Raw genomic sequence first — 13102 nt, 5'->3', positions numbered from 1 at the left:
GAGGGGATTTTGTGATTCCACAGCCTAAAAACCGTGTTTTAATTGTCGAAAATAAGCCCTGACTTTTGGTTGCTGATTTACGGTAAACTTCATTAAAATTTACCTCTATAAACTCTCCCACAACGGTCTAGTATAACCGTCAGTTACGGGTTTAAAGTTACTGTTTTTCGGTTAAGCACAGACGTTAGCAATTCCGAGTGGATTCGGACGAAGTCGAATCCGCCGTAATTGCGGTTATACATTGTTGTGTGCTGGCTTTTTTATTCCATAATGTTCTAACCAATTCAGCGGTTTAGTCAGATTATGTTTATTAAATTCTAAATGTATTACTCGTCTTTTCTTTCCGTTTGTTGTTCTGTTCGAAGCGTGTAAAGTCAAAGGTTTCATTAACATTGCTCCGCCTTTTTCGACTTCACAGATAAATTCATTTTCTAAATTCCAATCTTTTGATTCAGCTCGAATTATTCCTTTAAGATGCGATTTAGGAATTACTTTTAAAGCTCCGTTATTTTTGTCCGTTTTGTCTAAATGAATTCGGATTGTTATCGTGTCTTCCAAAACCTCAATTGGTGGTTGAACTCCGTATTGTCCTTTTTTAAAAGTCCAATTTGTATAATTTTCCAATTCCGTTTTTTGGTCAACCGAAATGCTCAAATCTTGATGATAAGCAACAAACCAATTCGATTCCCTTGGTTTGTCAAAGTAGATTGCTTTGGTCAGAAAATATTCAGATTCGGAAAGTTCGGAAATTAATTCAATCAGCTTTTCGTTAAACAGCAAGTCACTCAATTCAGGTACATTTTTGATTAATTGTCTAATCGCAAATAAATCCTTTGTTTTCATAAACGAATTTCCGTCCTGTTCAGCATTTTCGATACAAGCTATAATTCCACTTATTTCTTTGTCCGAATACAAGTCAGCTAAAACGGAAAATCCATTTTCTTCAAGTTCTATTTTGTTCCTTTCGTAGTTCATTTTTCAGCTTGCACACAACGTTTGGGCTATGAGCAGTGCGCCAAAAATGAATTGATTTTCGAAGCTAGCAATAAGCCAAAACTTTATTTTTTACTTATATTTTTTTCGCCAAAATGAAGTTTTGGCGACCTTGTAAACACACACCTGATTTCGGGTTTAGCACAAAATTAAGCATTGCTTATAGCCTCGTGTTGTGCATAGGCTTTTCATCCTGATAATTTATTACAAGATATTCCTTTTTCAATTTATTGCTTAAAATTCTTGTTGTTTTGAGTCCTACAGGAAAAAAATTAAATTCGTCTTTCTTAGGTTCGGATAAATTATTTAATCTGTTTGAGATGATTGTTTCATCAAAAATTATTTCAATTATGGGGATTATTTTTCCTGATATAAGTTTCGCTGAAATTATACTTATAGATTGGATTTTGTCCAAATCCCCTCTGGTTAACCAACCTTTTAAGGTGTTTCTATAAGTTTTGTCGTATTCGAGTATTAAGAACTCTATGTCACCAGTCAGAATTTTTAAACTTGAAAATCTTTTCTTTATTTCAATTATGTTCTTTTTAGCGTTGTAGTGAAAAACACATTGATTCTCTTGATTGAAAATGTCAATTGAATTGATATCTAAGTACATTTTATTGTTACCTATGATCTCTCTTTTATTCGGGTGAATAAATTGGTCAATACTTGACAGTTCTCTCTCCTGCAATAATAAATTATAATATTTTACTTTCTTATGAATTTGGATTTTATCTAAGTAAAGTGTCACGGCAAAAAGCACTATTCCTAATAAAGCAAAATCCATTTTATTTAGAGTCAACAATGAATAATCAAACCTAACCCACAAGTAAAAAGTCAAGAACCCCAAAAGCGGTATTAAAGTGAATATTACTGTATTTTGAATTGCTTTGTTAATCATTTTTAGCTTGTGCACAACATAGTTATATACGAAGTTTTGATGGAATTATGGCTGTTATATTGACCTTGTACGACAAAACCATCTTCATTTCGATTTATCAAATGTAGTGTTTTCAAATAACGTATCCAATGGACTTTTTAAGGTTTTGTTGCTAATACCTAATACTCTAGTGTAAACTTCGGTTGTTTTGCTGCTGGAATGTCCTAATGCGCTCTGTATATATCGAATGTTCACACCTTGCTGCATTAAGTGCGTTGCAAAGCTATGACGCAGTGTATGCGGCGTGCTCCAAGGGTTGCTATTGGTTTCTTTAACCGCTCTTCTATAAATATTTTGAATACTCTTTGCAGAATATTGTCCGCCATCTTGTCCTTCAAATAACCAATAACTCGGGCGATGTTTCTTATAATATTCGCGTAAAAGTGCTAACAAAAAAGGACTTAACACTGTGTGTCGATCCTTTTTGCCCTTGCTGTCTTTAATAAAAATATAACCATCGTCGCTTCTAATATCGGTTACCCGTAGTCGGATAACTTCACCGATTCGAAGACCAGCAGCGTATATTATATGAAGTATAGCCTTGTGTTTTATGTTTTTAGGATGATTTAAAATTTGGCGCACTTCGGCTTCACTTAACACATTAGGAAGATCTTTACTCTTTTTGGGCCGGGTAATTGTGTAATATTCCCTAGGCATTTCCAGTGTGTGTTCGTAATAGCACTTAATCGCATTAATTAACATATTCTGCTTTTGTTCGCTAATATTGTACTTACTAATTAAATAAAAAAGAAAGCCCTCAATTTGTTCTTTACTGATTGATTTGTAGTCCTCACTTTCAAAATAACTTAGAAATTCAGTTAACCCGTGTTGATAGTTGCGAATCGTGGATTTGCTAAATCCTTTTAAAACCATTTTTTGATGATTTCGGTCTAATTCAAATTGTACCTTCTCAGAGCAAACTACTGTTGGCATTTTTGGTATCGGTTTTAAACTCTCAATGCGCAATTTGTCTCCAAACAAATCTTTAGCCAATGCAATATTAGACTTAGTGTTTACAATACTCCACAGTTTTTGATGCGGATGGTAATAAGAGGTATTCAATTTTTTAAAAGCTTCCCGTTTATCCTTTAATAGGTATGGAATAAAAAACTTTACGCGCCCGGCATTAGGAAGCGGTCGATACATAATTACACTGTTAGTGTCTCGTGTTTCCATAGCAATTAAAATTCTGGTTTATTCAAAACTAATTAGAAAATCGGACAAAAGTGGCGTAGTAGCCGATGGTAAACGACTATAAATGTTTATAACCGTTAAGAACGAATAATGTATATTTGTTTGAAAACGTGATGGGTAATGGAACGAAAATGTAAAATATGCGAAAAAACGCTTCGAGGAAGAGTAGATAAGGTGTTCTGCTCCGTAGGTTGTAAAAACCACTATCATAAAAATGTGCGCTATGCAAGCAAAACAGCAGCTATTGAAATAAATGGTTTTCTGAAACGGAATTATGCAATACTTTGGGAGTTATTAGGCACGAATAAAACGCAGGTAAAAGTGTATCGTAACACGATGGAAAAGAAAAAGTTTCGGTTTAAATATCACACCCATTTTCATATAAATTCAAAAAACAAAATGTTTCATTATGTGTACGATTTGGCTTGGATGGAATTTTCAGACGACGAAATTCTAATAGTCCGTAAGCAATAAAGAGTTTCATTTCTTTTTTTCACGCACAACTTCCAATTCGCTCTTCATCCACTTTTTAAAAGGTACCGAGGGTAGAAAATTAACGCCAAATTTCTTTATACTCTTTTTATCTAATTGTTCCGGGCTGCTGGCGTGGTCGCTTTTAAAAGTTATTTTAAACCTGCCCAATTCGTCAAGCACTACTGTTTCACCGTCGGCCAAATGAAATTTTAGTTGTTTTATCAACATTAGCAGTACGCCATACACATCGCCTTCTGTATGGGTGCTCATATTGCTTATTTCATACGCCAATCTGCGTAAATCTACCTCTTTATGACCAACAGCTTGCATAATATAGGAAGGCTCGCTTTCTGAATCCATAGTGTTTTTACGCCTAGTAATTCGGTATTTTATTGCCATAATTGTTTAGTTTAAATTGTAATAAACTAGAAAGTTACAAGACTTCTTATTAATTTGAAACTTTTATCAGGGAGATTTTTCGAAATTACCTAGGAGTTATGTCAAAAACTTGCACATGTTTTCTGAAAAAGTTGCACATGTTTTTTGTAAAAGTTGGCAAGTTTTTTGAAAAAGTTGGCTATTTTTTAGAAAGGCGCGGTAAAGCCCGAAAAGAAAAGGAATTAAGTAAAGGTAGCTAAAATAATAGTTGTTTGCAAAATCAATGACTGATTAGCGATTGCCGATTAACGATTAACGATTTTTGATTTAGGAGTTCATATTGACAACATAACCCAAACCGAAACGACAAACAATTGATTAACGATTTTAGATTGCCGATTAGCAATTAACGATTAACGATTAACGATTTTTGATTTAGGTGTTCATATTAACAACATCCCAAGCCGAAACGACAAACAATTGATTAACGATTTTAGATTGCCGATTAGCGATTGCCGATTAACGATTTTTGATTTAGGAGTTCACATTAACAACATAACCCAAACCGAAACGACAAACAATTGGTTAACGATTTTAGATTGCCGATTAGCGATTGCCGATTAACGATTTTTGATTTAGGAGTTCACATTAACAACATAACCCAAACCGAAATGACAAACAATTGGTTAACGATTTTAGATTGCCGATTAACGATTGTCGATTTTTGATTAATGATTTTTGTTTTTGGGTATCCAAATAAACAACAAACAACTCAATAATGATTTTTCAATATCCAAAAATTTGTAATTCTAAACAATCAAAGGTAGGTAAGTGAATTTCAGTATGCGCAGCAATACTGAATTTGTACCGAACCTAAACCACAAACCCACCTCAATAGCTTAATTGACAATTGTCATATGTTCCCCGCGAACGATTTGCTATCTTTACCTTGAAAACCAAAAACAACTGCAATGCGAAAAGTATTAATTCCTACTGATTTTTCTGAGAATTCTATAAATGCAATTAAATATGCAACCGAGCTTTTTAAGCACGGACCTTCGGAAATTTATTTGCTATATGCCTATTCCGATGAAGTATATGAAGCCAAAAACCGTTTTGCAGATGTAGTTTTTGACGATTTAAAGGCACAAGCCCATCAAAAGGCAGAACAAGCACTGGCAAAACTCAAAAAACAAGTGTTTGCTCATTCGCCAAATCCTAAACATACAATTCATACGGTGGCCGAGTTCGGTTTACTTGTAGATACGGTTAACGATTGGGTAGAAAAAGAAAATGTAGATGTGGTAGTAATGGGCACCAAAGGCGAAACTGCCAATAGGCAACTAACTTTTGGTAGTAATACGCTGCAGGTTATTAAATATGTAAAATGTCCTGTGCTGGCAGTTCCAGCTGTTTATGGCGATGTGCATCCTAAAAACATACTGTTTCCAACAGATTTTTTATTGCCTTACAGACGGAGAGAGCTGAAACTGCTGGCAACCATCGCCAAGAACTTTGCTTCTGAAATTGATTTCATGCACATTTCAAAATTTCCGACACTTTCCTTGCGACAGCAGGATAATAAGGAATTTCTGCAAGCTTCGCTGGTGGAAAACCAAATTAAATTTATTCAAAAAGACGGTGACGACATCACCAAGGCTATTAATAAACATATAATTGAAAACCCTACAGATATGTTGGTAATGATAAACACACGCCATTCATATTTAGAAAACATACTCTATCAATCAACAATCGAAAAAATAGGACTGCATATCAATATTCCGTTTTTGGTAATGCAGAATTTACCAAGATAATGTAAACTAATATTTTATTTTAGATGAAAAATATACTCGTTCCAACCGATTTTTCTAACAACGCTTATGCAGCTTTGTTCTATGTTTCAAAATTATTTGCAGAAGAAACAACTCAGATTACCATTCTTCATTCTTTCGAAGATGAAGTGAGCAAGTTGACGAGTAGGGTAGACATTGGTCGATCCGATGTTGTAATCGAAAAATTGTTTAAACACGCCGATGAAGATGGCAAAAACCTGTTGCGCAAGCTTGAGCTCGATGTTAATAATAAAGCGCATACGTACGATGTTATTTCAACACCCGCACCCTTAATTAGAACCATCAACAAATTGGTTACTACCGAAGGTGTAGATTTAGCTGTAATGGGAAGTAAAGGGCGTACCGGAGCCGAAGAAGTGCTAATGGGCAGTACAACGGCTAAGGTTATTCAAAGCCTTCAAGGGTGTCCGTTACTCGTTGTGCCACGACAAGTAGATTTTGTAATGCCAGGGCATATAGCATTTGCTACAGACTATAACGAGTTTTATCAGCTTTCAAAATTAAAACCAATTATCAGGTTAGTTAGGCATTTCGATTCTCAAATTCACTTACTTCACGTTGGGTTGGAAAGTGAAATGACAGCAACCCAAAAAGAAAATTTAGAACATTTTAAAAACGATCTTTCAGAATACGATACCGAATTCCATTTTGTCCCTAAAAAGGAAAATGTGTCTAAAACAATTCACCAATTTGTAGACGATAAAGGAATGGATTTACTGGCTTTGGCATATCACAAACATGCGTTTATCAAAGCACTTTTCAGGGAACCCGTGGTTAGCAGAGTTGGAAAACATACACATATACCCACGTTGGTAATTCCTATAACACAATAAAAATTGAAAACTAGTACCTTATGAAGAAACGAATATTAATTCCTACCGACTTTTCAGCAAATGCGTTAAACGCAATAAAATACGCTATGGAGCTTTTTAAATCAGAACACTGCGAATTTTTTATTTTGCACAGTTATTACCTTGCTGGATATTCAAAAGACAACCTTTTAACACCAGTGCCTTCGGATGAAGCAAGAGAGGCCGTAAAGTTAAAAGCAGAAAAAAACATGGAGAAATTCAAACTTCAGATGGGTTTACACGAAGCCAATCCTTTTCACGACTTTAATTATACAACAGAGTTTGGAACGTTATACGACATTATGAATAAAACGGTGCAACAGGAAGACATCGAACTCGTAATTATGGGAACCCAAGGCCAAACAGACAATGCATCGGTTATTTTAGGAAGTAATGCAGTGAATATTATGGAGAAAATTCGCCATTGTCCTGTAATGGCTATTCCATCTAGTCAAAAATTTAAGGCACCAAATGAAATAGTGTTCCCAACCAGCTTTAGAACACATTACAAACAAAAGGAACTAAACACTATGGTCGAAATAGCGCGGTTAACCAACTCGCCTATACGGGTACTGCACATCCGTAAAGATAAGCCACTAACCGAAGCTCAACTTAAAAACAAAGCACTGCTTGATACCATATTAGAACCAGCATCTTTCACGCATCATAGATTGTTTAACATAGCAGTTAATGACGGGGTACGCTGTTTTGTGCAAAGTCGCGATAGCGATATGATTGCCTTTGTAAATAAGAAGCACAACTTCTTTGGAAGCATTTTTTCTAACCCAATGGTTAAGGAGTTGGGAAGACACGCAAACGTACCACTTTTAGCAATGCACGATGTTAGGAGCTAACCGTTCTAAATATTAAAACAAAATAATACTGGGTTTTCATTTTGAAGAATAAAGCCAGAAAATTAAAGATTCAATTATGCGAAAACATGTTTTAATTCCAACCGACTTTTCTTCAAGCGCCTTTAATGCCGTTCAATATGCTTTTGAATTATTTAAAAACCGTGAATGTACTTTTCATATATATCACGCATATTATATAGTGGCATCAAGCAAAGGCAACCCATTATTTCCTGTTCCAGACGAACTTGAATACCGAACTATTCGGCAGAGCAAAAACCGAGAAATGGATATTCTAAAGGAAAATATTAATAGGCTTTCCAATAACGAAAAGCATCAAATAACATACGATTTCGAATACGGATTCCTAACAGATTTGCTAAAGGAAAAAGTTGAAAGCGATAGTATAGATATGATTGTAATGGGAACACGTGGCGTAACTAACAATAAAGATGTTGCCTACGGTCGCAATGCAATTAATGTAATGGAAAAAGTGCGGAGCTGTCCTGTGTTGGCAATTCCTAGAAATATAAAATTTGAAGCACTGAATGAAATTGTTTTTCCAACCGATTTTGAAGCAAAATTTAATTTGGATGAAATGGAAACACTCCGAAGAATTGCTGAAACTGCAAATGCCTCTATCCAATTTCTACACATAGGAAGTGAAAATAATCTAGATGAAACGCAACAAAAAAACAAACAGTTTTTAGAAGACTATTTTAAATCTGTTGAATTTTCATTCCATTGGTTACAGGATGTTGCTTTAATGGAAGGTCTTTTGTTATTCGTGAAACAGCGCAAAAGCTCTATGATAAGCTTTGTAAACAGAAAACATTGGTTCTTTGGCACCATTTTTACCAACCCGTTGATAAAGAATTTAGGAGTGCATGCTACCGTTCCGTTGTTAGCGCTTCACGGCCAATAAAACAAGCAATATGGAAACGACAGGTGAACCGATTGAAATAGTAAAATACTCAGGAGAACGAGCGAAGTTTTCAATTAATAAACTAAAAAACTCACTTCAAAAAAGTGGAGCAGGCGAGGAGCTGGTTGATGAAATAGCCAATCGTGTTCGAGACGAATTGTATCAAGGCATTTCCACCAAAGAAATTTACAACAGAGCCTTCGCTTTGCTTAAAAAGAAAGAAAATGCTTTCGCTTCAAAATATAAATTGAAAAAAGCAATTTACGAACTTGGCCCCACGGGTTTTCCGTTCGAAAAATTTGTTTCAGCATTATTTCTTTACAGTGGCTATAAAGTAAAAACTGGACAGATATTGCAAGGAAAATGCGTAACCCACGAAGTAGATGTTGTTGCCGAAAAAGACGGGCATTATATAATTGTTGAGTGTAAGTTTCACAGCGAAGAAGGCCGCAATTGCAATGTAAAAATACCGCTCTATATTCACTCCCGATATCGTGATATCCGCGAGTTTTATGGTCAAAATAAAAATGAAGACAAACCTAACGAAGGTTGGGTGGCAACAAATACCCGATTTACCGAAGATGCCTTGGAATACGGAAAATGTGCCGGACTTCACCTTTTAAGTTGGGACTACCCGATAGGTAATGGACTTAAAGATAGAATTGACCGATTAGGGCTTTACCCAGTTACCGTTTCAACCCTATTAACGCAGCGCGAAAAAGATTTTTTACTCAGTCGCGACGTAGTGCTTTGTAGGCAACTAATAAACGATAATTTCTATTTAGATCACCTAGGTATTTCTGAAAAGCGTAAGAAACGTATTTTAAATGAAATAAACCTGTTGTGCAAGCATTAGAATAACAAGTTTTTTAGAATAAAGGCTTGTTGCACGCATAGCTATAAATCAATTCTAAACTCAGGAAAGTAAGAAGCTATGAAAACTATAAAAATCCATTTTCTCGGTGCTGCTGGAACTGTTACTGGCTCTAAATATCTATTAGAAACGCCCGAACAGAACATAATGATAGATTGTGGGATGTTTCAAGGCCTAAAAGAACTTCGTGAAATAAACTGGAAGCCTTTGCCTATTGATGTTTCTAAAATAGATGTGGTGCTACTTACCCACGGCCATTTAGATCATACTGGCTATTTGCCGCGCTTGGTAAAAGAAGGGTATCGCGGAAAGATTATTGGCACGCCACCTACTTTAGCTATTACCAGAATTATCCTGATGGACAGTGCGAAAATCCACGAAGAAGAAGCCGAAAAGGCCAATGATGAAGGATATTCCAAACATAAACCCGCCGCACCGTTTTATAGTGTGCAGGAGGCTGAGGTTACCTTAGGGTTTTTTCAATCGCAAGAAAGAGACGAGTGGGTTCAACTTTCAGAAAATATAAAATATCGGTTTCGCTACAACGGGCACATCATAGGAGCTACATTTATTGAACTTGAGATATTCGGAAAAGCATTTGTGTTTTCGGGCGATATTGGTAGGGAGCACGACTTATTGCTTTCACCACCCGAAAAACCAGCTTGGGCAGATTACCTCTTCATTGAATGTACGTATGGCAATAAACTACATCCCACCGAAAGCGTTACGGATAAACTGGTAGAGCTTGTTGAAAAAACCATTCACAATCGCGGAAATTTAATTATACCTTCCTTTGCTGTAGAGCGGTTGCAGACCTTGATGTTTTTGCTTTGGAAACTGTATAAAGAAAATAGAATCCCGAATATCCCTATATTTATTGATAGCCCAATGGGAAATAACGTGCTTTCTGTTTTTCAAAACTTTCCCGATTGGCACAAGTTGCCGATGAAGGATTTTAACGCGATGAACAACCGGATGAACATTATTACTTCCTATAAACAAACTTGGGAAACCATAGACAATCCACAGCCAAAAGTGATTATTGCGGGTAGTGGAATGGTCACAGGCGGAAGGGTTTTGACCTATTTGAAACAAATGATAGACAAGACCAATACCACCGTTTTATTAGTTGGTTACCAAGCAGAAGGTACTCGTGGCAGACAAATGCTGGAAGGAGCGCACGAACTAAAATTCTTCGGAAAATATTACCCTGTTAAAGCCCAGATAGACCATATTGAAACGCTTTCGGCACACGCCGACCAGCAAGGACTTTTAAATTGGACAAACGAAATTAAAAATATTCCTGAAGAAGTATTTCTTATACACGGCGAACCTACAGCCCAAGATGCACTTCGCGTAAAAATGAAAGATACCTATGGATGGAATGTGAGCATTCCCAAACTCTTTAGTGTGAAGGAGATTTTGGTTTGATATTTTTTAGCGAAGTGTTGTTAATAATGGTCATTTTCATTCCATAGGTAAACACTTTAACTTTTTTTCTACTCCTTATAATATATACAATTAACCTAAGGCAATTTCTATTAGTCTAAACTCTCTATTTCCAATTCGGAAACGGGCTGGTTACTGCACCGTTTTACCTCTTTTAAAAAGCTTTGTTTCAGTGACAATAGGTGTTCCCGAATTAAATAAAATCCGACTGCGATATCACTCCTATAAATGACATTGAGTAATCCGTAAAACCTTGTAAATGCTGACAAATGTCATAATTCAGAACCAGGGCAAGCTTTATCTTTACACTAGATAAAAAAAGGAAAATTATGAAGACTTTAAAACAACTAAAACTGGTTTTTGGAAGCTTAATAATGATGGTTTTTGCTTTACAAATTTCGCAAGCACAAACCTATCAGCTAAGCAATACTACTTCAAAATTAGTAGTAGATGGAACATCAAATATTCACGACTGGCAGATAAATGCTGAGAACCAACAAGGGAAGCTATCAGCCATTTTTGTAGATGGACAACTTACTAAAATTCAGAAATTAGATTTTTCTGTAACTGCCGAAAGCTTAAAAAGTGGAAAATCCGGAATGGATAAGAACACGTATAAAGCTCTAAACACTTCAAAGTATAAGCAAATAGTGTTTAAGCTTACCAAGGTAAACAGCATCAACAGTTCTGGTAGCAATAGTTATAAAGTAGCTGCCTCAGGAAATTTAATGATAGCTGGTGTAACAAAACCAATAGACATCACATTTGAATTAAAGACGGATGGTTCTAAAGTAACTCTTTCCGGAAGTAAAACTATCAAAATGACAGATTTTGGTGTAGATCCTCCAAAAGCAATGTTTGGAACAATCACCACAGGAGATGCAATTGATATCAAATTTGAATCCAATTTCACAAAGTAATTAATGCTTGTCCTGATTGAAGGTCAATAAAGAGATTTCACAAAAGACGAGCGACAGCTATTTTAAAACAACCAATAAATTCACTTTTAAATAAATTAACATGAAAAAAATAATCAATTATTCCAGCGCGGTATTATTAATACTGTTTGGTTTCCAGGCATTTGGTCAGGAAATGAATTCAAGAGATTTAGACAACTTTAGGTTCCCAGACCAAAGAGGAATCAACCAATTTGAAGGTAAAAAAGATACAACATCAACTTTTGATGGCGTAAAGGTTCGTATTGGCGGGGCATTTGCCATTCAATTTCAAGCATTAGATCACGAAACTACAGGAAAGCCTTTAAATGATAATGGCGATGTAATTTCACTAATAGAAATAGGAAATAATTTTAACCTCCCTACAGCAAACTTAGACTTTGACGTTCAGTTGTATGATGGAATATCTATGCACTTAAGAACTTACTTGTCTTCGCGTCACCACCCAGAACCTTATGTTAAGGGAGGGTATATCCAGATTGATAAACTAGACTTTATAAATGAAGGTTTTATGGAAGACGTAATGAAGGATGTCCGCATTAAAATAGGACATATGGAGAACAACTATGGTGATGCTCATTTTAGAAGAACTGATAACGCCCAAGCAATCTATAACCCATTTGTTGGAAACCTTATAATGGACGGCTTTACTACTGAAGTAGGAGCAGAGGTGTATTACTTTAAGAAAGGCTTCATCGGGATGTTAGGTGCAACTAACGGAAAATTGAACCAAGGCGTAGATAACCCAGGAGCTACCGATCCGTCTATTATTGCTAAATTAGGATATGATGATTACATCAATGATGATTTACGAGTTAGATTAACAGGGTCTGTATACCACACAAACAAAAGTGCAAATGCTTATTTATACAGTGCAGATAGAGCTGGTTCAAGATACTACCTTGTAATGGAACAAGAAGGAGCAACTACCAAAGGCAACTTTACTTCTGGTAGGTTTAATCCAGGTTTAAAAAACGAACTTACTGCGTTTATGATAAACCCATTTGTTAAGTACAAAGGACTTGAATTCTTCGGAACTTTTGAAATGGCTACTGGAAAAGAAGAAGCAGAGGTTGATTCAAGAACTTTTAACCAATATGCAGCTGAAGTAATTTACCGCTTCGGAAACAACGAAAACCTTTATGTGGGTGGACGCTACAACTATGTTGATGGCGAAATGAAAGGCGGATATGATGTAGATATTTCAAGGTTTAACATTGCAGCAGGCTGGTTTATGACCAAAAACATAATGGCAAAGCTGGAATATGTAAACCAGAAATACGACGGTTTCCTTGCAACCGATCTCCGAAATGGTGGTAAATTTGATGGAATTATGGCTGAGGCTGTTATAAGCTTCTAAG

The 13102-nt window shown here is 35.8% G+C and carries 13 protein-coding genes; 9 read left to right on the top strand and 4 right to left on the bottom strand.

The genetic code is table 11. The features are described from left to right. Positions 1 to 234 precede the first annotated feature (234 nt). The 3 genes from BLW28_RS06725 to BLW28_RS06715 form a co-directional block, all read right to left on the bottom strand. Entirely contained in the window at positions 235 to 975 is a 741-nt protein-coding gene (locus tag BLW28_RS06725; RefSeq protein WP_073216848.1) for a phytanoyl-CoA dioxygenase family protein, read from the bottom strand. Between the two features lie 178 nt (positions 976 to 1153). Next, positions 1154 to 1894, bottom strand: a complete 741-nt coding sequence (locus tag BLW28_RS06720; protein ID WP_073216845.1) for a hypothetical protein — start codon at positions 1892 to 1894, stop codon at positions 1154 to 1156. A gap of 84 nt (positions 1895 to 1978) precedes the next feature. Next, positions 1979 to 3109, bottom strand: coding sequence for a tyrosine-type recombinase/integrase (locus BLW28_RS06715; RefSeq protein WP_073216842.1), 1131 nt, complete (start codon positions 3107 to 3109; stop codon positions 1979 to 1981). 138 nt (positions 3110 to 3247) lie between these two features. Here BLW28_RS06715 and BLW28_RS06710 point away from each other — a divergent pair, with 138 nt between their 5' ends. Further along, positions 3248 to 3601 carry a hypothetical protein gene (locus BLW28_RS06710; protein ID WP_073216839.1) on the top strand — a complete coding sequence of 118 codons (354 nt, stop codon included), beginning with the start codon at positions 3248 to 3250 and terminating at the stop codon, positions 3599 to 3601. A gap of 6 nt (positions 3602 to 3607) precedes the next feature. On the opposite strand, the gene BLW28_RS06705 is transcribed toward BLW28_RS06710, so the two are convergent. Continuing rightward, positions 3608 to 4000 carry an HU family DNA-binding protein gene (locus BLW28_RS06705; RefSeq protein WP_073216836.1) on the bottom strand — a complete coding sequence of 131 codons (393 nt, stop codon included), beginning with the start codon at positions 3998 to 4000 and terminating at the stop codon, positions 3608 to 3610. 950 nt (positions 4001 to 4950) lie between these two features. On the opposite strand from BLW28_RS06705, the gene BLW28_RS06700 reads away from it, so the two are divergent. The 8 genes from BLW28_RS06700 to BLW28_RS06665 all read left to right on the top strand — a co-directional run bounded on the left by BLW28_RS06700 (position 4951) and on the right by BLW28_RS06665 (position 13101). Further along, positions 4951 to 5796: a universal stress protein gene (locus tag BLW28_RS06700; protein WP_073216833.1), complete on the top strand. Its 846-nt coding sequence runs from the start codon at positions 4951 to 4953 to the stop codon at positions 5794 to 5796. A 23-nt stretch (positions 5797 to 5819) separates the two neighbouring features. Then, positions 5820 to 6668 carry a universal stress protein gene (locus tag BLW28_RS06695; RefSeq protein WP_073216830.1) on the top strand — a complete coding sequence of 283 codons (849 nt, stop codon included), beginning with the start codon at positions 5820 to 5822 and terminating at the stop codon, positions 6666 to 6668. 20 nt (positions 6669 to 6688) lie between these two features. Beyond that, complete coding sequence (locus BLW28_RS06690) at positions 6689 to 7540, top strand: universal stress protein (RefSeq protein ID WP_073216828.1); 852 nt, start codon at positions 6689 to 6691, stop codon at positions 7538 to 7540. A gap of 76 nt (positions 7541 to 7616) precedes the next feature. Further along, positions 7617 to 8462: a universal stress protein gene (locus BLW28_RS06685; protein WP_073216825.1), complete on the top strand. Its 846-nt coding sequence runs from the start codon at positions 7617 to 7619 to the stop codon at positions 8460 to 8462. 10 nt (positions 8463 to 8472) lie between these two features. Then, a complete protein-coding gene (locus tag BLW28_RS06680; RefSeq protein ID WP_073216822.1) occupies positions 8473 to 9318 on the top strand; it encodes a restriction endonuclease in 846 nt (281 codons plus the stop codon). Between the two features lie 78 nt (positions 9319 to 9396). Continuing rightward, entirely contained in the window at positions 9397 to 10767 is a 1371-nt protein-coding gene (locus tag BLW28_RS06675) for an MBL fold metallo-hydrolase RNA specificity domain-containing protein (protein WP_073216820.1), read from the top strand. A gap of 347 nt (positions 10768 to 11114) precedes the next feature. After that, entirely contained in the window at positions 11115 to 11705 is a 591-nt protein-coding gene (locus BLW28_RS06670) for a YceI family protein (RefSeq protein WP_073216817.1), read from the top strand. A 100-nt stretch (positions 11706 to 11805) separates the two neighbouring features. Then, positions 11806 to 13101: a hypothetical protein gene (locus BLW28_RS06665; RefSeq protein ID WP_073216814.1), complete on the top strand. Its 1296-nt coding sequence runs from the start codon at positions 11806 to 11808 to the stop codon at positions 13099 to 13101. Position 13102 lies beyond the last annotated feature (1 nt).

The sequence above is a fragment of the Aequorivita viscosa genome (assembly GCF_900106795.1).
In the GTDB taxonomy this organism is placed as follows: domain Bacteria; phylum Bacteroidota; class Bacteroidia; order Flavobacteriales; family Flavobacteriaceae; genus Aequorivita; species Aequorivita viscosa.
The sequence above is the reverse complement of the archived record's forward strand: the minus strand, read 5'-3'. Positions and strand labels throughout refer to the sequence as shown.

Coding starts and splice junctions, on each gene's coding strand:
- BLW28_RS06725 (WP_073216848.1), bottom strand. CDS start 975: ATGAACTACGAAAGGAACAAAATAGAACTTGAAGAAAATGGATTTTCC.
- BLW28_RS06720 (WP_073216845.1), bottom strand. CDS start 1,894: ATGATTAACAAAGCAATTCAAAATACAGTAATATTCACTTTAATACCG.
- BLW28_RS06715 (WP_073216842.1), bottom strand. CDS start 3,109: ATGGAAACACGAGACACTAACAGTGTAATTATGTATCGACCGCTTCCT.
- BLW28_RS06710 (WP_073216839.1), top strand. CDS start 3,248: ATGGAACGAAAATGTAAAATATGCGAAAAAACGCTTCGAGGAAGAGTA.
- BLW28_RS06705 (WP_073216836.1), bottom strand. CDS start 4,000: ATGGCAATAAAATACCGAATTACTAGGCGTAAAAACACTATGGATTCA.
- BLW28_RS06700 (WP_073216833.1), top strand. CDS start 4,951: ATGCGAAAAGTATTAATTCCTACTGATTTTTCTGAGAATTCTATAAAT.
- BLW28_RS06695 (WP_073216830.1), top strand. CDS start 5,820: ATGAAAAATATACTCGTTCCAACCGATTTTTCTAACAACGCTTATGCA.
- BLW28_RS06690 (WP_073216828.1), top strand. CDS start 6,689: ATGAAGAAACGAATATTAATTCCTACCGACTTTTCAGCAAATGCGTTA.
- BLW28_RS06685 (WP_073216825.1), top strand. CDS start 7,617: ATGCGAAAACATGTTTTAATTCCAACCGACTTTTCTTCAAGCGCCTTT.
- BLW28_RS06680 (WP_073216822.1), top strand. CDS start 8,473: ATGGAAACGACAGGTGAACCGATTGAAATAGTAAAATACTCAGGAGAA.
- BLW28_RS06675 (WP_073216820.1), top strand. CDS start 9,397: ATGAAAACTATAAAAATCCATTTTCTCGGTGCTGCTGGAACTGTTACT.
- BLW28_RS06670 (WP_073216817.1), top strand. CDS start 11,115: ATGAAGACTTTAAAACAACTAAAACTGGTTTTTGGAAGCTTAATAATG.
- BLW28_RS06665 (WP_073216814.1), top strand. CDS start 11,806: ATGAAAAAAATAATCAATTATTCCAGCGCGGTATTATTAATACTGTTT.